Genomic DNA, 21,126 nt, shown 5'->3' on the forward strand with positions numbered 1-21,126 from the left:
CGGGCATGACCGCCGTACCGGCCGAGAAGAAGGACTCGGGCCGCGCCGGGCCGCGCGAGCAGGTCGTCGCCGCCGTCGGGCTGCTGGACCGCCCGCTCACCTCCTACTACCTGGTGCTGGGCTGCTCCATGCTGCTCCTGGCGCTGGGGCTCACGATGGTGCTGTCGGCGTCCAGCGTCAAGCAGCTCCAGGAGACCGGCTCTGCCTACACCCTGTTCCAGAAGCAGGCGATGTGGATGGTGCTCGGGCTGCCCGGCATGTGGCTCGCCTCCCGCATGCCCGTCAAGGCGATCCGATCGCTGGCGTACCCCCTGCTGCTGCTGTCCATCGTCGGGCTGGTCCTGGTGCTCGTGCCGGGCCTCGGCCGTACGGCGGGTGGCGCCACCCGCTGGATCAGCCTCGGCCCGATGCAGATCCAGCCGTCCGAACCCGCCAAACTCGGCCTGGTGCTGTGGGGCGCCGACCTGCTCGCCCGCAAGGAACGGCTCGGCCAGCTCACCGAATGGCGTCCCCTGCTCGTGCCGCTGCTGCCCGGCGCGGGGCTGCTGGTGCTCCTGGTGATGCTGGGCAACGACCTCGGCACGACCCTGGTACTCCTCACGATCTTCCTGGCGCTGCTGTGGGTCGTCGGGGCCCCCGGGCGGCTGTTCGTCGGCATCGCCGGGCTGGTGTGCCTGCTGGTGGCGATCCTGATCGTGGTCGAGCCGTACCGCATGCAGCGGCTCACCGGCTTCCTCGACCCCGCGGGCAACCAGCTGACCAGCAACTACCAGGGGCGGCAGGGACTGTTCGCGGTGGCCTCGGGCGGCTGGTTCGGCACCGGCCTGGGGGAGGGCCGCGCCAAATGGGACTATCTGCCGCACGCCGAGACCGACTTCATCTTCGCGATCGTCGGAGAGGAGTTCGGCCTCGTCGGTACGCTCGTCGTGCTGGGCCTGTTCGGGCTGCTGGCGTACGCCGGGCTGCGGATCGCCAGGCGGGTGAAGGACCCGTTCACCCGCCTCGCCGCCGCCGGGGCGACCGCGTGGCTGGTGGTGCAGGCGATCGTCAACATCGGGGCGGTGATCGGTGTGCTTCCCATCACGGGCATCCCGCTCCCGCTGGTCTCCTACGGCGGTTCGGCGCTGATCCCGACCTTGATCGTGCTGGGCGTTCTGCTGGCGTTCGCCAAAAGGGAACCGGGCGCGCGCCAGGCACTGGCGGCACGCGGTCCCGGCCCGGTCTCGCGGGGCCTAAGCTGGCTGGGCCTGGCACGGCGTTGAGTCCCCTGATCGACACCATGAGGAGTTGTCAACGAGCATGAGGGTTGTCCTGGCCGGCGGCGGCACCGCCGGACACATCGAGCCCGCCTTGGCCCTCGCCGACGCGCTGCGCCGCAACGATCCGAACGTGGGGATCACCTGCCTGGGCACCGAGCGGGGCCTGGAGACCCGGCTCGTCCCGCAGCGCGGCTACGAGCTCGCCCTGATCCCGCCGGTGCCGCTGCCGCGCACGCTGACCCCGCAGCTGCTGTCGGTCCCCGGCCGGCTGCGCGGCGCGATCAACGCGGCCGCGAACATCCTCGACCAGGCGCAGGCCGACATCCTCGTCGGCTTCGGCGGCTACGTCGCCACCCCCGGCTACCTGGCCGCCCGCAAGCGCAAGGTGCCGATCATCGTGCACGAGGCCAACCCCAAGCCGGGCCTGGCCAACAAGCTCGGCGCCCGCTTCACCGACCACGTCGCCGTCTCGCACGCCGACTCGCCGCTGCCGAACGCCACGTTCGTCGGCATCCCGCTGCGCCGCGAGATCGCCACGCTCGACCGGCTGGCGATGGGCGACAAGGCCCGCTCCTACTTCGGGCTGCTGCCCGACCTTCCCACCCTGCTGATCTTCGGCGGCTCGCAGGGCGCCCGGTCGCTCAACCGCGCCGCGGTCGCCGCGGCCCCCGCGTTCCGGCAGGCCGGCATCCAGGTACTGCACATCGTCGGGCCCAAGAACACCGAGGAGCCCGAGCCCGGCCCGAGCGGCGGCCCCCAATACGTCACCATCCCGTACTGTGACCGGATGGACCTGGCCTACGCGGCGGCCGACATGGCCATGTGCAGGGCGGGCGCGATGACCTGTGCCGAGCTCACCGCGGTCGGCCTGCCCGCGGTCTACGTGCCGCTGCCGATCGGCAACGGCGAGCAGCGTTTGAACGCCGAGCCGATCGTGACCGCCGGGGGCGGGCTGCTCGTCGACGACGCCGAGCTCTCGCCGGAGTGGATCGCACACAGCCTGCTGCCCGTGCTGGCCGACCCGGGCCGGGTGGCCCACATGTCGGAGGCGGCTGGGCGGATGGGCCGGCGGGACGCCGACGTGGCGCTCGCCAAGATGGTGTACGACGTGGTGCGCGCGTCAGGGCGGCAGCACTAGGGGGGTCACTAGCACGCTAGTGAGGGTCACAAGCACGCTTGCGACGGGTGAAGCAGCGACGAGGGGACGAGCGGTACCGGATGAATCTGATCAGTCCCGATGAGATCGTGCCGGCCGACGAGCTGGGAGCGGTCCACTTCATCGCGATCGGCGGTGCCGGCATGTCCGGGATCGCCCGCATCATGCTCAAGCGCGGCATCGCCGTCTCGGGCAGCGACGCGCGCGACTCCGACCTGCTCGCCCAGCTCGGCGACCTCGGCGCCAAGGTGTTCGTCGGCCACGACGCCACCTACGTCGGCGACGCCGACACGGTCGTGGTCTCCACCGCGATCCGGGACACCAACCCCGAGCTCGTCGCCGCCCGCGAGCGCGGCCTGCGCGTGCTCCACCGCTCGGCCGCGCTGGCCTCGCTCATGGCCGGCCGCCGGGCGGTCGCGGTGGCGGGCACGCACGGCAAGACCACGACGACCTCGATGCTGACCGTCGCGCTGCAGCACGCGGGCGCCGATCCCTCCTACTGCATCGGCGGCCAGCTCGTCACCACCGGCCTCGGCGCGGACGAGGGCACCGGCGACGTCTTCGTGGCCGAGGCCGACGAGAGCGACGGCTCGTTCCTCAGGTACGCCCCGCAGATCGCGATCATCACCAACGTCGAGGCCGACCACCTCGACAACTACGGCGGCTTCGAGAAGGTCAAGGAGAACTTCGCCCGCTTCGTCGACCGGATCGAGCCGGGCGGCACGCTCGTCGCCGGCGCCGACGACGCCGTCGCGATGGAGCTGGCCGAGCAGGCGCGCGAGCGGGGCCTGACCGTCGTCACCTACGGGGAGGCGGCGGACGCCGACCTCCGCGTGACTGGTTTCACGCCGCGCGGGCTGGGCTCGCGCTTCGAGATCGAAGGGCTCGGAGCCGACGAGCCGCGCGAGGTGTCGCTCGCGGTCCCCGGCCGCCACAACGCGCTCAACGCCACCGCCGTCGTCGCGGTGGCGCGGGCGCTCGGCCGCGACACGGCCGACGTGCTCGCGGGGCTCGCCGCGTTCGGCGGGGCGATGCGCCGCCTGGAGCCCAAGGGCACGGCGGGCGACGTCGAGGTCTTCGACAGCTACGCCCACCACCCGACCGAGCTCACGGCCGATCTCGAGGCCACCCGCGACTACGTCGGCCAGACGGGCGCCGCCCGGATCGTCGCGGTCTTCCAGCCCCATCTCTACAGCCGCACCCGTTTCTTCGCCGCCGAGTTCGGCGCGGCGCTGGGCCTGGCCGACGTCGCCGTCGTGCTCGACGTCTACGGCGCCCGCGAGGACCCCGAGCCCGGCGTCACCGGCCGTCTCGTGGCCGACGCCGTCCCGGCCGGCACCGAGACCGTCTACGCCCCGGTCTGGGACGAGGTCGCCGCGACCGTCACCGCGCTCGCCCGTCCGGGCGACGTCGTCATCACGCTCGGCGCGGGCGACGTCACGCGCCTCGGCCCGATGATCCTCGAACGGCTCGCCCGGCGTGGGCTCCCGGCCTGACGGCCGCGGCACGGTCATGCTGGGGCCATGACCGAGACCGAGACGAGTCATCCCGCGGCGAACCGGCCCGAGGCCAGGCGGCAGAGCGCGCCCCCGCGGCCGAGCCGCTGGAAGGCGCTCGTCGTCGGCCTCCTCGTCGTCGGCCTGCTCGGCACCGCCGCCTGGGTCCTGCTCGGCTCGCGCCTGCTGGTCGTCCGCCACGTCGAGGTCACCGGCACCAAGCTCGCGCCACGCGACCGTGTGGTGGCCGCCGCGGGCATCCGCCTCGGCGGTCCCATGGTCCGCCTCGGCACCGGCTCGGTCCGCGCCCGCGTGGAGAAGCTGCGCGAGGTCGAGTCCGCGCGGGTCGAACGGCACTGGCCCGGCACGGTGCGGATCGTCGTCCGGGAACGTGTCCCGCTCGTCAGCGTCGAACGCGCCGGGCGCTTCTACCAGCTCGACCGGCAGGGTGTGGTCATCACCGACACCCCGGCCCGCCCCGGCCGCCTGCCCGGCCTGACCGCGACCGCGCCGGGCCCGACCGATCCTTCCACGCTCGCGGCGCTCCGCGTCGTGGACGCTCTGCCCGATCGTCTCGACCGGCGGCTGGCCGAGGTCGAGGCCCCCACCCCCGAGTCGGTCACCCTGCGCCTGGCGGGCGGCCTGACCGTCGTCTGGGGTTCCGCCGAACGTTCCGACGAGAAGCTGCGCCTCTTCGACGCCCTTGAACGCACCGCGGCGGGCCGGTCCGCCCGCACCATCGACGTGAGCTCACCGGAAGTGGTGACCACGCGCTGAACCTCCGCCTCGGAGGGCGGAACCGGGTGCGGTGACCGGTGTGTGGTGAAGGGCCGGTGCGTACGGGCACCGCGGGCGCGGCGATCTCGCATGAGTCCGTTCGGTGAGTCCGGTCCCGTGCGTGTGTCGCGGCGATTCCGGACGCCCGATGGGGCACGCTTGACGCAAGCGCGGCCGCACGTGCCGAAGACGGGTGTGCGACCGCCGCGCCGGCAGGAGAATGAGGTGCGACGTCGTGGGGAGGAGGAGTTGCGGAAAAGTCGAGCGCTGCCCGCCCGCTGAAAGAGCGGCCGGGCAAGGGTCCAGGCGGGGCGTGTCGCCCTTGGTTCGCCAACCAGGGCAACTGGCGCGCACTGCGACACGCCGGTGCAGTTGGCGGGAGGTTAGTTGACCCTGGCGGTAAGCCCGCCCTACTGTCCGTATCAGTCCTCAGGTTGACATAACTGTAAGCCTCAAGTTGAGGGTGAGGGTTGAGGTGGCCATCGCGCCGCCCCGATCCGTACCAGAGCAAGACCAGGTCAGGAACATGGCAGCGGCACGGAATCCGGGCCGGCCGGTTGGATAGAGCGAGCGGAAAGGCCCCTCGTCGTGGCAGCACCGCAGAATTACCTCGCGGTCATCAAAGTCGTCGGTATCGGCGGCGGCGGCGTCAATGCCGTCAACCGGATGATCGAGGAGGGACTCAAGGGCGTCGAGTTCATCGCGATCAACACTGACGCCCAGGCGCTGCTGATGAGTGACGCCGACGTGAAGCTGGACGTGGGGCGCGAGCTCACCCGCGGCCTCGGCGCCGGGGCCAACCCGGACGTGGGCCGCAAGGCCGCCGAGGACCATCGAGAGGAGATCGAAGAGGTCCTCAAGGGCGCCGACATGGTGTTCGTGACGGCCGGGGAGGGCGGCGGCACCGGCACCGGCGGCGCGCCCGTGGTCGCCAACATCGCGCGCTCGCTGGGCGCGCTGACGATCGGCGTGGTCACCCGCCCGTTCAGCTTCGAGGGCAAGCGCCGGGCCATGCAGGCCGAGGCCGGCATCGAGACCCTGCGCGACGAGGTCGACACCCTCATCGTGATCCCCAACGACCGGCTGCTGTCGATCTCCGATCGGCAGGTCAGCGTGCTGGACGCGTTCAAGGCAGCCGACCAGGTGCTCCTCTCCGGTGTGCAGGGCATCACCGACCTGATCACCACCCCGGGCCTGATCAACCTGGACTTCGCCGACGTCAAGTCGGTCATGTCCGGTGCCGGCTCGGCGCTCATGGGCATCGGCTCGGCCCGCGGTGACGACCGCAGCGTGGCCGCCGCCGAGATGGCGATCTCCAGCCCGCTGCTGGAGGCGAGCATCGACGGTGCGCACGGCGTGCTCCTGTCGATCTCCGGCGGGTCCGATCTGGGCCTGTTCGAGATCAACGAGGCGGCGCAGCTGGTGTCGAACGCCGCCGCGCCGGACGCCAACATCATCTTCGGCGCCGTCATCGACGACGCGCTCGGCGACGAGGTCCGGGTGACGGTGATCGCGGCGGGTTTTGACGAGGGGCGACCTGCCAAACCGGCGCCTGAACCTGAGGCCAAGCGGGTCCCGCCCCCGCCGCCTCGGCCGGTCCCCCCGCCTCCGCCCCCGTCGGTTCCGGCCAACCCGATCCCCAGCAAGGTGGGGCGTTCGGAGGCCGCGGGCCAGCCGGCCGGGCAGAGCGTCGCCCAGGCGGCGACCGCGCCCGCCTCGGCCCCGGCGCCGCCGGCGCCCCCCGCGCCGGCCCCGCCGCGCCCCGAGTCCGAACGTCCGCAGCAGAGCGGCGACGGGCGCCCGCGCGAGGAGTCGCCGTCGGCGCCCGGCGGTTCGGGCACGCCGGCCGACGACGCCGAGCAGACCCCCCGTCCCCCGGTCCCGCGCCCGTCGGCCGAGCCCGCCCCCCCGGCGCGGGTGCACGCGGGTGACAGCGAGAGCGGCTCGGGCGGGGCCGGCGGCCAGCGCCGGCGCCCGGTCGTGTTCGACGAGGACGACGATCTCGACGTCCCCGACTTCCTCAAGTGATCACGAACGCCGGGCTCGGCGCGGATGTCGGCGCGGCGTTCACCGCACGCGCGGGCGGCGTGAGCCAGGCCCCCTACGACTCTCTCAACCTGGGCGGCGCCGTCGGAGACGACGCCGCCTCCGTGCGTGCCAACCGGGAACGCGCCGCCGCCGCCCTCGGCATCGACCCGGCGCGCACCGTCTGGATGCGCCAGGTGCACGGCGCCGACGTCGCGATCGTCTCCGGCTCCGCCTCCCCGGACACCGGCCGCGACGAGATCCCGCCGGTGGACGCGATCGTGACGACGGAGCCGGGCCTGGCCCTGGCGGTCCTCGTCGCCGACTGCGCGCCGGTCCTGCTGGCCGACCCTGTCGCGGGCGTCGTCGGCGCCGCGCATTCGGGCCGTCCCGGGACGGCGGCCGGGGTGGTCCCGGCACTGGTCGAGCACATGTGCGGCAAGGGCGCCGATCCCGCCCGCATCCGCGCGGCGATCGGCCCGGCGGCGTGCGGCGGCTGCTACGAGGTGCCCGCCGAGATGCGCGACCGGGTGGCCGAGGCCGTGCCCGAGGCGTACGCCACCACGGCGGCCGGCACCCCCGGGCTCGACATCCGGGCGGGGATCGCCGCGCAGCTCGCCGCCGCCGGGGTGACCGACGTCCGGATCGATCCCCGGTGCACGATCGAGAACGGCGGGCTCTTCTCGTACCGGCGAGAGGGCCGGACCGGGAGGTTCGCCGGATATGTCTGGCTCAAGGACGGCGATGACTGAGTCCGACGGCAAGATCACCGAGGTCGGCGCGGACGGGACGGCGGCCGGAAGCCGCCGGGATGAGCTGGCGGCCAACCTGGCAGAGGTCCGCAAGCGCATCGAGGCCGCCTGCGCCGCCGCGGGCCGCGACGCAGGCGAGATCACGCTGGTCGCGGTGACCAAGACGTTCCCTGCGTCGGACGTGCGGCTGCTGTCCGGGCTCGGCCTCGCCGACGTCGCCGAGAACCGCGACCAGGACGCCGCCCCCAAGGCCGCGGCCTGCCAGGACCTCCCGCTGACCTGGCATTTCGTGGGTCAGCTGCAGACCAACAAGGTTCGTTCGGTGGCGTCGTACGCCGGGGTCGTGCAGTCGGTGGATCGCTCCAAGCTGGTCACCGCGCTGGACCGGGCGGCCGTCCGGGCCGGACGGCGGTTGCGCTGCCTCGTCCAGGTGTCGCTCGACGACCAGGAGGGCCGGGGCGGGGCGGCGCCCGGCGACGTGCGCACGCTGGCCGACGAGATCGCAGGCGCCGAGGCCCTGGACCTGGGCGGTGTCATGGCGGTCGCGCCGCTGGGCGGCGATCCGGCGGAGGCGTTCGCGCGACTGGCCGGGATCGCGGCGCAGGTACGGCAATCGCACCCGGAGGCAAGGGTCATCTCGGCGGGGATGAGCGGTGATCTGGAGGCCGCGATCACATGTGGCGCGACACACGTACGTGTCGGTACGGCGTTGCTCGGCGGCCGACGGGCAATCGTCAGGTAATGTCCCCCCAGTGGTACCTGCCGAAACGGCAGGCCACACTGGCCCGGGGTCGCCTCCGGGCCGGTCGGATCGGTCCGATCGCGGTGCCGGGGCGCCGGGGCCCACAGGACGACGGAGGGGCATATGGCCAGCGCGATGCGCAAGATGGCGGTCTACCTCGGCCTTGTGGAGGACGACCGTTACGACGCCAAGTACGACGACTATGACGAGTACGAGGTCTACGACGACGAGGCCGACCCGGGCGCGGGGCGGCAGAGCCGGCTGCGCGACGACGAGTCCGCCGGGCAGCTTACCCGAGCCGAGGACGGCGCGGACCGGGACCGTGATCATCACGTTCCGTCGACCCCCGGGCAGCGGTCGGTAGCGCTCTACGAGTCGGGTACCACAGACCTTGCACGTATCACTACGCTGCATCCAAGGACCTACAACGAGGCGAGGACCATCGGGGAGCATTTCCGTGAGGGAACGCCGGTGATCATGAACCTGACCGAGATGGTCGACAGCGACGCCAAGCGTCTGGTCGACTTCGCGGCAGGTCTCGTATTCGGCCTGCATGGGAGCATCGAGCGTGTTACGAACAAGGTGTTCCTCCTGTCGCCCGCCAACGTGGAGGTGACGGCCGAGGACAAGGCCCGGATGGCAGAACGAGGATTCTTCAACCAAAGCTGACAGCCACATGCGAGAGTGTCCGTGACAATCGTTGGAACCGTGCTGAGCGCACTGCTCTATTTCTTCCTCCTCTTCCTCATCGGGAGGTTGATCCTCGAAGTCCTGCAGTCGTTCGCGCGTTCATGGCGTCCCACGGGGGTGGTGCTGGTGATCGCCGAGGCGACCTACACCGTCACCGATCCGCCACTGAAGCTCCTGAGACGTTTCATCCCACCCATACGTCTGGGTAACGTGGCACTCGACCTCAGCTTCACGGTCCTCATCCTTGTGGTCTGGGTCATGATCATCTTCGTGCAGGAGCTCTGATCGGATACCGTCCTTTGGGACAGACTCCAAGCGCGCCAAGGAGACGAACATGCCGCTGACACCCGCCGATGTGCGGAACAAGCAGTTCAGTACCACCAGGCTGAGGCCGGGGTACGACGAGGAGGAGGTGGACGCTTTCCTCGACGAGGTCGAGGCCGAGCTCGACCGCCTCATCCAGGAGAACGAGGAGCTGCGCGCGAAGCTGGCCGAGTGCCTGCGCGGCAAGGTCCCCGCGATGGCCGCCCCGATCGTGGAGCCCAAGCCCGACGTCGCCAAGATCCCCGAGCCGCCCCGGCCCGAGCCGCAGCCGCAGCCCGAGCCCGAGCCCGCCCTGGGGGGCCTCGGCATGGCCGCCCCGTCCGGCGAGGACAACATGGACACCGCGGCGCGCGTGCTCGCGCTGGCGCAGCAGACCGCCGACCAGGCGATCGCCGACGCCCGCCGCGAGGCCGACGAGACGCTCGGCCGCGCCCGCCGCGAGGCCGAGGAGATCCTCGGCAAGGCCCGCCGCCAGGCCGACCAGATCGTCAGCGAGGCCCGCTCGCGCGCCGAGGCCCTCGACCGCGACGCCCAGGAGCGGCACCGCCAGGTCATGGGTTCCCTCGTGCAGCAGCGTGAGGAGCTCGAACGCGAGGTCGACAACCTGCGCGCCTTCGAACGCGAGTACCGCAGCCGCCTCAAGGTCTACCTGGAGGGTCAGCTGCGCGACCTGGAGGCCGGCAGCACCGAGGCAGGCGGCTTCCCGCCCGTTCCCGGCGGCCAGAGCGTCCAGCCGGGCACGCAGACCGGCCCGCAGAACGCCATCCCGCACGCCGAAAACCGCAATGGCACCGCCGGTGGGGCCGCGACCGGCCCGTCGCCGTTCCCGCCGCCCGCGGAGCCCGCTCAGCACGGCCAGCAGGTCCAGCACTCGGCCACCGGCGCGTTCCACGCAGGCGACAACCCGCCGCACGAGAGGCGCTGAGGCGCATCGCGCAGGCGATAGTGTCTTTCCGATCGCCGCGCCGCGGATGGCACCGTAGCCATCCCGGCGGCGTTCGGCGTTCCGGAACGTCGGTGGTCGCCTCCGGGCCTGTCAACGGAAACAGGCGGCTCGGAGCGCGCGCCTGTTAGAGGGGGAGAGACCCTTGATCATCCTGAGTGGCGTCCTCGTCGTCGTCGCCATCGCCCTGCTGGTCGCGGGCATCGTGGCCGGCAACGGAGAGAGTGCACAGGTCTTCGGGCTGGACGCGCTGGTGGTGATCTACATCTCGATCGCCGTCAGCATCGTGTCCGCGCTGTGTCTCGCCCTCGGGGTGTTTTTGCGGCGCAGGGAGCTGTTCGGCGCCGGCGCGGCGCCGTCCGCGGCCAAGAGCAAGAGCAAGAAGGTCAAGGGCACCAAGAAGCCCTCTCCACCGCGGGCCAAGTCGGCTCCCGCCAAGGACGAGCCCGCCACCGACGAGGTCACCATCCCCGCCCCTCCGGCCAAGGTCCCGGACGAGGCCGTGGTGTTCGTGGTGCGTGGCCGCAAGCGCTACCACCTCGACACCTGCCGTCAGCTCGCCGGTCGTGACAAGGAAGAGCTGACCTACGCCGAGGCCAAGGAAGAGGGCTTCAGCCCCTGCACGGCCTGCCTGCCCGACACCGCACTGGCGGCGCGCGCCGCGGTCTCGGTTCCGGCGGCCTCCGCAGAGGGCAAGTCCAAGACGGCCGAGCTGCCCCGCACCCCGCCCAAGACGGGCCCGGCCAAGCCGTCGACGGCCCCGGCGACCCCCACGAGCCCGACGAGCCCGACTGCCTCGGCCGGCCCGACGGGCCCGACCGCCCCGGCGAAGCCGCCGACGACCCCGGCAGCCCCGGCGAAGCCGCCGACGACCCCGCCGTCCACTCCGGCGGCGGCCCCGGTGCCTCCGCCCACGGCTCCGCGCCCGTCCGCGTCCGCCGCGCCTCCGGCGCCCGCCGCGTCCCCGTCGCCCGCGCCCGCCGCGCCCAGGCCCGCGGATCCGGCGCCCCCCAACGCCGAGCCGAGCGCCTTCACGTCCGCCGAAAAGCCCGCGGACCCCGCGCCCGGCCTCCCCTCCGCCTGGCCCGCTCCCGCACCGCAGGTGAGCCGGCCCAAGCCGGAGCAGCGCCCGGCGCCGTCCGAGCCGCCGGTGACCGACCGTCCCGCCGCCCCCACCACGCCCGCCGCCCCCGAGGCGCCCGAGGCGCCCAAGGACGCGGGCACGGCGGACCGGAGCACCCCGCCCGGACCGCGCCCGTCCACCGAGTCCGGCGACGGCCCGCAGGTCCGGATTCTCAGCGGCACCAAGCGTTACCACCGCACCGACTGCGCCCTGATCGAGGACATCGGCGACGAGGCCGACGACCTTGAGGCGCTCTCCCGCGCCGAGGCCAAGGCCCGCGGCTGCACCCCCTGCCTGGTCTGCCAGCCCGACAAGGAGCACGCCCGGGACTGAGCCGTCCCGGCCGCGCCGGTCAGGAGCGTTCGCGGCGGGTGGCGCGGCGGGCCTCCCGGAGCTCGCGGAGGCGTTCCCTGCGGCCGTGGTGAAGCTCGCGGTGCCGCTCGTGCATTTCGCGATGCAGCTCGCGGGCCGCCTTGCGGCCGCGCTTCTTGCCGGGCTCGCGGCGGTGGACGCTGATGCCGCCGAAGAGCGTGATACCGGTCAGCCGGATGACCGGGGCGTCATGGGCGAGATCGTCGTCCTCGGGGAGGTCCACGCCGCCGAAGACCGCCGAGTTGGAGTTGATGACGCGCACCCCGGGCGGCACCGTGATCTCGACGCCGCCGAAGACACAGGTGACGTGGACGGTCACCTCGCGCTGCGAGAGCACGGCCTGGCGGAAGTCGAGCTCCACCCCGCCGAAGACGCAGCTGACGTTGGTCTGCGGTTCGACGAGCCAGCGGCCGCGGCGGTCGGCGCCCGCGAAGACCGCCACGATGCTGGTCGACTGCGGCACCGGCGGCAGGACGGGCGGCGGCTCGGCCGGGTCCTTGGTGAGGCGGACCGGCGGGTCGGCCTCACCGGGGAGGTCCCGCACGACCGGCTCCAGGTCGGCGTAGGTCTTGGCCTGGTAGACCACGTCGATGCGCTCGGCGTGCTCCGCCGGCGTGATGCGGCCCTCGGCGAGGGCCTCGCGCAGCCGGTCGGCGACCTGGTCGCGGTCGGCGTCGGACGCGCGGAGGTTCTCGGACTCTTTCACGCGCGCCATCATCTCAAACGCGATGTGTCTCGAAAAAGACCCACGCCGGAAATGTCGCATCCAGGTCAGGTGAACGCCTGACCCGGATGCGCCGGTGAGGTACCTAGATCTTGCGGAGCCAGAAGCTCAGGCCCAGTTCGTCGTCGCGGTGGGCGGTGAGGCCGGCCTCGTCGTCCCGGTGGCCCTCCTGGACGGACTCGGCCAGGACCTCGCCGCCGATCTCGGCGGCGTGGGCGCGGAGGGCCTCGGCGAGGTCGTTCCCGGTGGCCCGCCACCAGAGCTCGATGCGGTCGGTGACCTCCAGGCCGCTCGACTTGCGGCCTTCCTGGATCAGGCGGACCGCCTCACGGGCCAGGCCCGCGCGGCGGAGCTCGGGCGTCAGCTCCAGGTCGAGGGCGACGGTCTCGCCCGCGGCGCTCTCCACGGCCCAGCCGGTACGGGGCCGCTCGGTGACGATCACGTCGTCGGCGGAGAGCGTCTGGGCCCCGATCTCGGTGTCCAGGGTGACCGTGCCGTCGGCGCGCAGCCCGCTGACCAGCCGCGTCGGATCGGCGGTGGTGACGGCCTTGGCGACCTTGGGGGTGTCCTTGGCGTAGCGCTTGCCGAGCTCGCGGAAGTTCGGCTTCACCTCGTACTCCACCAGGTCGCCGCCGATCGAGGAGAGCTCCTCGAACGCCAGCACGTTGAGCTCCTCGGAGATCTGGGTGCGCAGCTCCGCGGGCAGGTCGCGCCACCCGGGCGCGCCCACGAGGGCACGGCCGAGCGGCTGGCGGGTGCGCACGCCGCTGGCGGCGCGGGCCGAGCGGCCGAGCTCCACCAGCCGCCGGACGAGGGCCATCCGGGTCGTGAGGGCCGGGTCGAGGAGGTCCTCGTTCACGGCGGGCCAGTCGGTGAGGTGGACCGACTCGGGGGCGTCGGCGGGCCGGATCACGTCCCAGACGTGGTCGGTGACGAACGGGATCATGGGCGCCATCAGGCGGGTCAGGGTCTCCAGGCACTCGTAGAGCGTGGCGAACGCGGCGTCGTCGCCGTCCCAGAAGCGCCGGCGCGAGCGCCGCACGTACCAGTTGGACAGGTCGTCGACGAACTCGGCCAGGCGGCGTCCGGCGCGGGCGGTGTCGAACTCCTCCAGGGCTGCGTCGACCTCCTTGACCGTGCGGTGGAGCTCGGCCAGGGCCCAGCGGTCCAGCAGCGGGCGGTCGGCGGGCGCCGGGGCCTCGGCGCGGCGCTCCGGCGTCCAGGCCTGGCCCTGGGCGGCCGCGGCGTTGGCGTAGAGCACGAAGAACGACGCCGTGTTCCAGTACGTGAGCAGGACCTTGCGGACGACCTCCTCCAGCGCGTTGTGGCCGATCTTGCGGGAGGCCCACGGGAGGCCGCTGGCCAGCATGTACCAGCGCAGCGCGTCGGCCCCGTGCTGGTCCATCAGCGGGATGGGCCGCAGCACGTTGCCGAGGTGCTTGCTCATCTTGCGGCCGTCCTCGGCGAGGATCAGTCCCAGGCACAGGACGTTCTCGTACGACGAGCGGTCGAAGACGAGCGTGCCGACCGCCATCAGCGAGTAGAACCAGCCGCGGGTCTGGTCGATCGCCTCGCAGATGTACTGGGCCGGGTAGGACTCGTCGAAGATCTCCTTGTTGCGGTGCGGCGCGCCCCACTGGGCGAACGGCATCGAGCCCGAGTCGTACCAGACGTCGATCACGTCGGGCACGCGGCGCGCCTCGGCGCCGCACTCGCGGCAGGGGATGGTCACGTCGTCCACGTACGGCCGGTGGGGATCGAGCTTGTCGAGGTCCTGCCCGGCCAGCTCGCCCAGCTCCTTGAGGGAGCCGACGCACGTGATGTGGTCGTCGTCCTCACCGCACACCCACAGCGGCAGCGGCGTGCCCCAGTAGCGGCTGCGCGACAGCGACCAGTCGACGTTGTTGCGCAGCCACTCCCCGTACCGGCCTTCCTTCACCGTCTCGGGGAACCAGTTGGTCTTCTCGTTCTCGGCGAGCAGCCGGTCCTTGAGCTGCGTGGTCCGGATGTACCAGGCGGGGAGCGCGTAGTAGAGCAGCGGAGTGTGGCAGCGCCAGCAGTGCGGGTAGCTGTGGTCGAAGTGGCCGCCGCGGAAGAGCAGGCCGCGTCCCGTGAGGTCGTCGGTGAGCCGTTCGTCGGCGTCCTTGAAGAACACGCCGCCGACGAGCGGCACCTCGGGCAGGAACCTCCCGTCCGGGCCGACCGGGTTGACGACCGGCATGCCGTAGGCCTTGCAGACGGCCATGTCGTCGGCCCCGAACGCGGGCGCCTGGTGGACGAGACCGGTGCCGTCCTCGACGGTGACGTAGTCGCCGAGCACCACGTAGTGCGCGTCAGGGATGTCGACGAGGTCGAACGGGCGCGCGTACGGCGTGCGCTCCAGCTCGCGGCCCTGGAACGTGGCGAGGCGTTCGGCGTCGTCGCCCAGCACCTGCTCCAGCAGCGGCTCGGCGACGACGAGCACCTCGTCCGAGCCGGCCGGCCGCGCGGCGACGTAGGTCACGTCGGGGTGGACGGCGACGGCGGTGTTGGAGACCAGCGTCCACGGCGTCGTGGTCCAGATCAGCAGGGCCGCGCCCAGCTCGGCGAGCGGACCGGCGGTGACCGGCATCCGCACGTACACCGACGGGCTGGTGATCGTCTCGTAGCCGCCCGGCTGGCCGAGCTCGTGGTCGGACAGGCCGGTGCCGCAGCGCGGGCAGTACGGCGTGATGCGGAAGTCGCGGAACAGCAGGCCCTTGTCGAAGACGGTCTTGAGCGACCACCAGACGGCCTCGACGTACTCGGGGTCCATGGTGCGGTAGGCCTGGGACATGTCGACCCAGTAGCCCATCCGCTCGGTCATCTCCTCGAACGCGTCGACGTGCCGGAGCACCGACTCGCGGCAGCGCGCGTTGAACTCGGCGACGCCGTAGGCCTCGATGTCCTTCTTGCCGGTGAGGCCGAGCTCCTTCTCCACGGCCACCTCGACGGGCAGGCCGTGGCAGTCCCAGCCGGCCTTGCGGGGGACGTGGAAGCCCTTCATGGTCTTGAAGCGCGGGAAGACGTCCTTGAAGACGCGGGCCTCGACGTGGTGGACGCCGGGCATGCCGTTGGCGGTGGGCGGGCCCTCGTAGAACACCCAGCGCGGCCCGGACTCGGTGCGCTCGAGCGACCGCTCGAAGACCTTGCTGTCCTGCCAGCGGCGCAGCATGTCCCGCTCCAGGGCGGGCAGGTCCACCTGCGCGGGCAGGGGCCGGAACTGACGGCTCACGTGGGTTCTACCTCCGGATCGACGCATGACCATGTGCCTGCAGCAGTCCGGAGGGACGAGACGCCCTGGCGGGGCCCCGCGGTACCACCCTCCTTGGCCGTGTCGAACCCGGTCATCCGAGTCGGTACGGCCCGCTTCGTTCGAGTCTCGGGCGGCCGGGTCTACTTTGCCCCGAATTGCCGTGGACGGCGTCCGGGGCGGTTCTTCCGGCGGCTCAGGGGTGATCAGACCGCCGGGCCCGCCTCCGGGCTCACACCGTCCCCGGATCGCTCATGGCTGCTTGCGGCGGCAGTTGTCCCCATCATCGCCGTGCCGATGAGACTGCTCGCTGCGACCTTAACGCACCTGGGCGGCGAACTCTTCCCGATAAGCGCCGGCCGGGGACTCCGGTGGCCGGTGTGGCGCAGGTCACTCCAGAGATCGACCTCCCCATGGGTTCTCGTCCGGCCGTCACTGGGCATATGCCGCGTGTAGTCGGCCAAGGTCACTTGGTGCCGACCGACCGTTGTTTGCCGTGCCGCGAAAGGGGACTTATGCTGCCCGCACTGCCTGTCGAGGAGATCAGCGCGAGGGGGGCCGACATGGCCGGCGCGGGGAACGGCACGACGCCGTCCAAGGGGCCGGGTCAGGGGAAACGATCCCCGGCCAAAAAGGCCGCCGCCAAGAAGGCCCCGGCCAAGAAGACCTCGGACAAGAAGGCCCCGGCCACCAAGGCTCCGGCCACGAAGACATCCGCCGCGAAGGCTCCTGCGGCCAAGTCGGCCGCCGCCGCCAAGCGCGGAGCGGCCAAGGGCAAGGCGGACACGGCGAAGCGCGTGCCCAATCCGGATGCCGAGAGCGCCACGGCCGCGGCACCGGCCGCCGTGACGGCACCGGCCGAGGCCGCGACGCTCCCGGTCCGCGAGGGCGAGGACCGCTGGACCGAGCGGGAGCTCGCCGAGGTCCGGTCGGAGCTGGCAACGGAGATCGTCGCGCTGCGCGAGGAGATCGCCGCCGCCGCGACGCAGATCGCCGCGGGCGACGCGACCGACGGCGCGGGCGACGACCTGACCGACGCGGGCGCCAAGACCTACGAGCGCGAGCACGAGATGGCTCTCGTCAACAACGCGCGCGACCTGCTCGCCCAGAACGAGCGGGCGATCGAACGGATGGACGCCGGCACGTACGGCGTCTGCGAATCATGCGGCAGGCCGATCGGCAAGGGGCGCTTGCAGGCCTTTCCGCGTGCGACCCTATGTGTGACATGCAAACAACGCGAGGAACGTCGCTGAGCGACAACACCGAAACCAAGGGCGCGGCCGAGGGATCTGCGGGATCCCCTCGGCCGCGCCGCATCGGCGTCCTGGTCCTGGTCGCGCTGACCGCGCTGGCCCTCGACGTGATCTCCAAGGTCATCGTCGTCGCGACCCTGCAGGACCGGGAGCCGGTCGAACTGCTGGGCGGCCTGCTGACCCTGCGCGAGACGCGCAACAGCGGCGCCGCGTTCTCCATCGGGACCGGCTACACGATCATCTTCACCGTGATCGCGTGCGGGGTGGTCGTCGCCATCCTGCGCACCGCCCGCAACCTGCGCAGCCTCCCCTGGGCGATCTGCCTGGGTCTGCTGCTCGGCGGGGCGGTCGGCAACCTGATCGACCGGATGCTGCGGGCGCCCGCCCCGCTCAAGGGCCACGTCGTGGACTGGATCGAGCTGCCGCACTGGCCGGTCTTCAACCTCGCCGACTCGGCGATCGTCTGCGGCGGCGTGCTCGCCGTCCTGCTGGCCTCGCGGGGCCTCCAGCTCGACGGCACCCGGCTGGAGGACGACAAGCGCGAGAAGGACGACGGCGACGGCGACGACGGCCAGAAGGACGATTCCGAGGCCAAGGGCGACGTCGAGCCCGCGCCCGACGGCCAGGTCGGCGGCCAGGTCGATGGCCAGGTCGATGGCCAGATCGGGCGGACGGCGGCCCCGGAGGCCGAGGCGACACCGGAAGAGAAGTCCTGATGCCCGACGTTCGCAGCCTCCCGGTCCCCGACGGCCTGGAGGGGGAACGGGTGGACGCCGCGCTGGCGCGGTTGTTCGGCCTCTCCCGGGCCCGCGCCGCCGACATCATCGCCGCCGGTGACGTTCTCGTCGACGGCAGGGAAGTGGCCAAGTCCGACCGGGTCCACGGCGGGGCCTGGCTGGAGGTGACCCTGCCACCGCCGCCCGCCGCGCCCGCTCCGGTCGCCGAGCCGGTGCCGGGCATGGGGATCCTGTACGAGGACGACGACATCGTGGTGGTCAACAAGCCCATCGGCGTCGCGGCCCACCCGACCACCGGCTGGACGGGTCCCACCGTCCTCGGCGGGCTCCTCGGCGCCGGGCACACCATCGCCACCAGCGGCGCGGCCGAACGCCAGGGCATCGTGCACCGGCTCGACGCCAACACCACCGGGGCGATGGTGGTGGCCAAGAGCGAGGTCGCCTACTCACGGCTCAAGCGCGCGTTCAAGGAACGCACCGTCGACAAGCGCTACCAGGCGCTGGTGCAGGGCCATCCGGACCCGTTCCGCGGCACCGTGGACGCGCCGATCGACCGGCATCCCTCCGGGGACGGCCGGTTCGCCGTGGTCGCGGGCGGCAAGCCGTCCGTGACGCACTACGACACGGTCGAGGCCTACCGCGCAGCCACGCTCCTGGACATCAACTTGGAAACGGGTCGTACGCACCAGATCCGGGTACACATGTCGGCCATCAGGCACCCGTGCGTGGGAGACCTCGCCTACGGGGCCGACCCGACGCTGGCGGCCCGGCTGGGGCTGACCCGCCAGTGGCTGCACGCGGTACGGCTCGGGTTCGAGCATCCGACCCGGGGTGAACGGGTCGAATTCGAGAGCCCATACCCGGATGACCTGGCCCGTGCCCTGGAGATCGTCGCCGCCGAGTCCTGAGCCCAGGGAGCGCCGTTCAGAGCAGCAGGCGGGCCCCGGCGGCGACCCCGGCGGCGACCGCGAGCACCACGAGGAACGGGGCGCGCAGCAGCAGGGCCGCGACCGCCGCGCCGAGGCCCGCCATCCGGGGGCCGTCGAACTCCAGGCCCCGGCCGTCGGCCAGGGCCTGGACCGCGATCAGAGCGCTCAGCAGCGCCACGGGCACCAGCTCGGTGAACCTGCGCACCCGCGGGTCGTCGAGCACCCGCTGCGGCGTGACCAGGCCGCCGAGCTTGAGCGCGTAACACCCCAGCCCGGTCGCGATCACCGCGATCCACACGTTCACGCCGGCGCCCCTCCGTCCGGGGCTTCCCGGCGGCCGGGCAGAAGGCCGAGCAGTGCCGCCGCGGCGGCCAGCATCACCGGGACGCCCGGCGGCAGCAGGGGAGTGGCGGCGATCGCGAGCACCGCGGCGGCGGCCGCGACCTTGATCTCCGTGCGGCCCGCCGTCAGCCGGGGCCAGAGCAGGGCGAGGAAGACCGCGGGTCCGAGGGCGTCGAGCCCGAAGGTGTCCGGGTCGCCCAGCCTGGAGGCGCCCACGGCACCTGCCAGGGTGCTGAGGTTCCAGGCCAGGTAGAGGCTGATCGCGGTGACGTGGAAGCCGGTGCGAGCCGACGCGCGGTCGGGCTGGGCGGTGGCGACCGCCGTCGACTCGTCGATGACTCCGTGGGCGGTCAGGAGCCGCCGCCATCCCCGTACGCCCAGCAGCTCCGCCAGGCGCAGGCCGTACAACGCGTTGCGGCCGCCCAGCAGGACGGCGCCGAGCGTGCCGGCCACCAGCCCGCCACCGCCGCCGATCACCCCCGCCAGGGCGAACTGGGACGCGCCGCTGAACGTCAGCAGGCTGAGCACGCACGCCTGGGCCACCGACAACCCGGCGGTGACCGCGGCCGCGCCGAAGGCGACCCCGGAGACGCCGACGGCCAGACCCACCCCGAGCCCGTCGCGCACGGCGGCGGAACGGGCCGTCGCGGAGTCCGTAAAGATCATGCCGGTGACCGTATTCGGGCAGGTCGGAACCGGTCTTGAACGTTCTTGCGCCGGCGGGCCGTCAGGAGCCGTCAGGAGCCGTCCCGGGCGGCGCGGCGTTGCTCGGCGACCTCCAGGCCCGCCTCGATCACCGCGTTCATGATCTTCGCCAGCCGCTCCGGGCCGAGGGACGGCGCCTTCGCGGCCATCGCCATGACGATCTCGTGCTCGCGCTCGCGGTTGCGCCCCGCGAAGCCGCCCACCGGCTTGAGGCGCTGCACCTGCCCGGCGATCGCCGTGCGGCGCTCCAGCAGCACGGCGAGGGCGGCGTCGATCTCGTCGATGGCGGCGCGCGCCTCGGCCAGGGAGCCGATGGCGGGTTCGGTGGAGTCGATCAGCTCGTGCATGTCGGGGTTTCCCTCTCTCGCGGCGGCGTCCGCGCAGGAGCAGAGAGTGCCGTCCGTGCCCGGAGCCGCGTTCTGAAATGAGAAAAGGCAGGGCCCGACGGGTGGGCGCTGCCTTGTGCCGGCTCCGGGGTCGTCGCTCAGGCGGCGCCGACCGGCTCGACCAGAGCCGGCTGCGTAAACCTGAAATAGCGACGATGCATATCCCGATCGTAGGGCCCGTTCGCCGGGCGCGCCAATCACCGGACCACCTGTCTCAGTGACTGAGACAGGTGATCACGGGATGGCCGCTACGATGCCTGACATGAGTCAAGAACGGGCACACTACTGGCGGCATCCGGCCCTGCCGGAGGTCGATCTCCTGCGCGCCCGTTTCATCACCCACCGGTTCGGACGTCATGTCCACGAGGGCTACAACTTCAGCGTGATCGAGTACGGGGTCGAGGAGTTCGAGCATCGCGGCACCCTGCTGCGCGCCGGGCCCGGCTCGATCGTCATGGTCAATCCCGACACCGTGCACACCGGCCAGGCCGTTCACCCGGAGGGCTGGGGCTATCGCGGCATGTACCCGGCGGTGGAACTGGTCGCCGACGTCGCCGCCGAGCTCGGCCTGCCCTCGGGCACCCCGAACTTCCCCGAGACCGTCCTGCACGACCCGGCGGCGGCCCGGTTGCTGGGCGCCGCGCACCGCGCCGGCGAGCACGGCGACGCGCTCGCGGCCACCTCCCTGCTGCGGTCCGCGCTGGCCGGGATGTTGCAGCGCCACGCCCAATATGTGGGCACGGCAGAGGTCGCCTCGGCGATGCCGGCCTCCGTACGCGCTGCCCGGGACATCCTGCATGAACGGCTCGTGGACCCGCCGTCCCTGGAGGAGCTGGCCGAAGCCGTAGGAGCCCGCCCGTTCTCCCTGCTCCGGGCATTCCGTACGGCCACAGGCCTGCCGCCGCACGCCTACCTCAACCAGATCCGCGTCCGCGAGGCCCGCAGACTGCTGGACGCGGGCACGCGTCCCGCGGAGGTCGCCACGCGGACGGGCTTCGCCGACCAGGCGCATCTGACCCGCCACTTCAAGCGCACGGTCGGCGTCCCGCCGGGCGCCTACCGGCGGGCCCGCGCCGCCGCCTGAGATGACACTCCGGGCACGCGTCCGGATGCCGTGCGT

At 72.5% G+C, this 21,126-nt stretch carries 20 protein-coding genes; 15 read left to right on the top strand and 5 right to left on the bottom strand.

Annotation, left to right across the window (positions count from 1 at the left end):
- The first annotated feature begins 5 nt into the window (after nucleotides 1–5).
- The 11 genes from ftsW (at nucleotide 6) to ABD333_RS05075 (ending at nucleotide 11,620) form a co-directional block, all read left to right on the top strand.
- The gene (gene ftsW / locus ABD333_RS05025) at nucleotides 6–1,262 is read left to right on the top strand and encodes a putative lipid II flippase FtsW (RefSeq protein WP_344538078.1); all 1,257 of its coding nucleotides are present in this window, start codon (nucleotides 6–8) and stop codon (nucleotides 1,260–1,262) included.
- Nucleotides 1,263–1,299: 37 nt separating this feature from the next.
- Nucleotides 1,300–2,397, top strand: a complete 1,098-nt coding sequence (gene murG / locus ABD333_RS05030) for an undecaprenyldiphospho-muramoylpentapeptide beta-N-acetylglucosaminyltransferase (protein ID WP_344538079.1) — start codon at nucleotides 1,300–1,302, stop codon at nucleotides 2,395–2,397.
- An 80-nt stretch (nucleotides 2,398–2,477) separates the two neighbouring features.
- The gene (murC, locus tag ABD333_RS05035; protein ID WP_344538856.1) at nucleotides 2,478–3,911 is read left to right on the top strand and encodes a UDP-N-acetylmuramate--L-alanine ligase; all 1,434 of its coding nucleotides are present in this window, start codon (nucleotides 2,478–2,480) and stop codon (nucleotides 3,909–3,911) included.
- Nucleotides 3,912–3,938: 27 nt separating this feature from the next.
- Nucleotides 3,939–4,688: a cell division protein FtsQ/DivIB gene (locus ABD333_RS05040; RefSeq protein WP_344538081.1), complete on the top strand. Its 750-nt coding sequence runs from the start codon at nucleotides 3,939–3,941 to the stop codon at nucleotides 4,686–4,688.
- A 588-nt stretch (nucleotides 4,689–5,276) separates the two neighbouring features.
- Entirely contained in the window at nucleotides 5,277–6,716 is a 1,440-nt protein-coding gene (ftsZ, locus tag ABD333_RS05045; RefSeq protein WP_344538082.1) for a cell division protein FtsZ, read from the top strand.
- Complete coding sequence (gene pgeF / locus ABD333_RS05050; protein ID WP_344538083.1) at nucleotides 6,713–7,465, top strand: peptidoglycan editing factor PgeF; 753 nt, start codon at nucleotides 6,713–6,715, stop codon at nucleotides 7,463–7,465. The genes ftsZ and pgeF overlap by 4 nt, the downstream gene beginning before the upstream one ends.
- Nucleotides 7,458–8,207 (top strand): YggS family pyridoxal phosphate-dependent enzyme, encoded by a 750-nt coding sequence (locus ABD333_RS05055; protein WP_344538085.1) that lies wholly within the window; start codon nucleotides 7,458–7,460, stop codon nucleotides 8,205–8,207. Before pgeF ends, ABD333_RS05055 begins: the two co-directional genes overlap by 8 nt.
- A 123-nt stretch (nucleotides 8,208–8,330) precedes the next feature.
- Nucleotides 8,331–8,876, top strand: a complete 546-nt coding sequence (locus ABD333_RS05060) for a cell division protein SepF (RefSeq protein ID WP_344538086.1) — start codon at nucleotides 8,331–8,333, stop codon at nucleotides 8,874–8,876.
- 21 nt (nucleotides 8,877–8,897) lie between these two features.
- The gene (locus ABD333_RS05065) at nucleotides 8,898–9,182 is read left to right on the top strand and encodes a YggT family protein (RefSeq protein ID WP_344538088.1); all 285 of its coding nucleotides are present in this window, start codon (nucleotides 8,898–8,900) and stop codon (nucleotides 9,180–9,182) included.
- A 49-nt stretch (nucleotides 9,183–9,231) separates the two neighbouring features.
- On the top strand, nucleotides 9,232–10,146 hold the full coding sequence (locus tag ABD333_RS05070; RefSeq protein WP_344538090.1) for a DivIVA domain-containing protein: 915 nt from the start codon (nucleotides 9,232–9,234) through the stop codon (nucleotides 10,144–10,146).
- Between the two features lie 163 nt (nucleotides 10,147–10,309).
- Nucleotides 10,310–11,620, top strand: coding sequence for a hypothetical protein (locus ABD333_RS05075; RefSeq protein ID WP_344538092.1), 1,311 nt, complete (start codon nucleotides 10,310–10,312; stop codon nucleotides 11,618–11,620).
- A 19-nt stretch (nucleotides 11,621–11,639) separates the two neighbouring features.
- On the opposite strand, the gene ABD333_RS05080 is transcribed toward ABD333_RS05075, so the two are convergent.
- Both ABD333_RS05080 and ileS read right to left on the bottom strand, forming a co-directional pair.
- Nucleotides 11,640–12,365 carry a DUF1707 SHOCT-like domain-containing protein gene (locus tag ABD333_RS05080; protein ID WP_344538094.1) on the bottom strand — a complete coding sequence of 242 codons (726 nt, stop codon included), beginning with the start codon at nucleotides 12,363–12,365 and terminating at the stop codon, nucleotides 11,640–11,642.
- Nucleotides 12,366–12,468: 103 nt separating this feature from the next.
- Nucleotides 12,469–15,636: an isoleucine--tRNA ligase gene (gene ileS / locus ABD333_RS05085; RefSeq protein WP_344538095.1), complete on the bottom strand. Its 3,168-nt coding sequence runs from the start codon at nucleotides 15,634–15,636 to the stop codon at nucleotides 12,469–12,471.
- An 863-nt stretch (nucleotides 15,637–16,499) separates the two neighbouring features.
- Here ileS and ABD333_RS05090 point away from each other — a divergent pair.
- The 3 genes from ABD333_RS05090 to ABD333_RS05100 are packed head-to-tail and all read left to right on the top strand — an operon-like array spanning nucleotide 16,500 to nucleotide 18,552.
- The gene (locus ABD333_RS05090) at nucleotides 16,500–16,907 is read left to right on the top strand and encodes a TraR/DksA family transcriptional regulator (protein WP_344538857.1); all 408 of its coding nucleotides are present in this window, start codon (nucleotides 16,500–16,502) and stop codon (nucleotides 16,905–16,907) included.
- Nucleotides 16,880–17,623, top strand: coding sequence for a signal peptidase II (gene lspA / locus ABD333_RS05095; protein ID WP_344538097.1), 744 nt, complete (start codon nucleotides 16,880–16,882; stop codon nucleotides 17,621–17,623). The genes ABD333_RS05090 and lspA overlap by 28 nt, the downstream gene beginning before the upstream one ends.
- Nucleotides 17,623–18,552 carry an RluA family pseudouridine synthase gene (locus tag ABD333_RS05100; RefSeq protein ID WP_344538099.1) on the top strand — a complete coding sequence of 310 codons (930 nt, stop codon included), beginning with the start codon at nucleotides 17,623–17,625 and terminating at the stop codon, nucleotides 18,550–18,552. Before lspA ends, ABD333_RS05100 begins: the two co-directional genes overlap by 1 nt.
- Before the next feature lie 16 nt (nucleotides 18,553–18,568).
- On the opposite strand, the gene ABD333_RS05105 is transcribed toward ABD333_RS05100, so the two are convergent.
- From ABD333_RS05105 to ABD333_RS05115, 3 genes are all read right to left on the bottom strand, one after another.
- The gene (locus ABD333_RS05105; protein WP_344538101.1) at nucleotides 18,569–18,877 is read right to left on the bottom strand and encodes an AzlD domain-containing protein; all 309 of its coding nucleotides are present in this window, start codon (nucleotides 18,875–18,877) and stop codon (nucleotides 18,569–18,571) included.
- Complete coding sequence (locus tag ABD333_RS05110; RefSeq protein WP_344538103.1) at nucleotides 18,874–19,581, bottom strand: AzlC family ABC transporter permease; 708 nt, start codon at nucleotides 19,579–19,581, stop codon at nucleotides 18,874–18,876. The genes ABD333_RS05105 and ABD333_RS05110 overlap by 4 nt, the downstream gene beginning before the upstream one ends.
- A 71-nt stretch (nucleotides 19,582–19,652) precedes the next feature.
- Nucleotides 19,653–19,967 (bottom strand): chorismate mutase, encoded by a 315-nt coding sequence (locus ABD333_RS05115; protein ID WP_344538104.1) that lies wholly within the window; start codon nucleotides 19,965–19,967, stop codon nucleotides 19,653–19,655.
- 301 nt (nucleotides 19,968–20,268) lie between these two features.
- Between ABD333_RS05115 and ABD333_RS05120 the strand changes: the two genes are divergently transcribed.
- Nucleotides 20,269–21,090 (top strand): AraC family transcriptional regulator, encoded by an 822-nt coding sequence (locus ABD333_RS05120; RefSeq protein WP_344538106.1) that lies wholly within the window; start codon nucleotides 20,269–20,271, stop codon nucleotides 21,088–21,090.
- Nucleotides 21,091–21,126: the final 36 nt, after the last annotated feature.

This window comes from Actinomadura fulvescens (assembly GCF_039533225.1).
Classification (GTDB): Bacteria; Actinomycetota; Actinomycetes; order Streptosporangiales; family Streptosporangiaceae; genus Spirillospora; species Spirillospora fulvescens.

Bases quoted from the DNA above. Each gene is read 5' to 3' on its own strand.
- murG (WP_344538079.1), top strand. From the start codon at position 1,300: ATGAGGGTTGTCCTGGCCGGCGGCGGCACCGCCGGACACATCGAGCCC.
- murC (WP_344538856.1), top strand. From the start codon at position 2,478: ATGAATCTGATCAGTCCCGATGAGATCGTGCCGGCCGACGAGCTGGGA.
- ABD333_RS05100 (WP_344538099.1), top strand. From the start codon at position 17,623: ATGCCCGACGTTCGCAGCCTCCCGGTCCCCGACGGCCTGGAGGGGGAA.
- ABD333_RS05070 (WP_344538090.1), top strand. From the start codon at position 9,232: ATGCCGCTGACACCCGCCGATGTGCGGAACAAGCAGTTCAGTACCACC.
- ABD333_RS05115 (WP_344538104.1), bottom strand. From the start codon at position 19,967: ATGCACGAGCTGATCGACTCCACCGAACCCGCCATCGGCTCCCTGGCC.
- ABD333_RS05110 (WP_344538103.1), bottom strand. From the start codon at position 19,581: ATGATCTTTACGGACTCCGCGACGGCCCGTTCCGCCGCCGTGCGCGAC.
- lspA (WP_344538097.1), top strand. From the start codon at position 16,880: ATGCAAACAACGCGAGGAACGTCGCTGAGCGACAACACCGAAACCAAG.
- ftsW (WP_344538078.1), top strand. From the start codon at position 6: ATGACCGCCGTACCGGCCGAGAAGAAGGACTCGGGCCGCGCCGGGCCG.
- ABD333_RS05040 (WP_344538081.1), top strand. From the start codon at position 3,939: ATGACCGAGACCGAGACGAGTCATCCCGCGGCGAACCGGCCCGAGGCC.
- ABD333_RS05120 (WP_344538106.1), top strand. From the start codon at position 20,269: ATGAGTCAAGAACGGGCACACTACTGGCGGCATCCGGCCCTGCCGGAG.
- ABD333_RS05055 (WP_344538085.1), top strand. From the start codon at position 7,458: ATGACTGAGTCCGACGGCAAGATCACCGAGGTCGGCGCGGACGGGACG.
- ABD333_RS05060 (WP_344538086.1), top strand. From the start codon at position 8,331: ATGGCCAGCGCGATGCGCAAGATGGCGGTCTACCTCGGCCTTGTGGAG.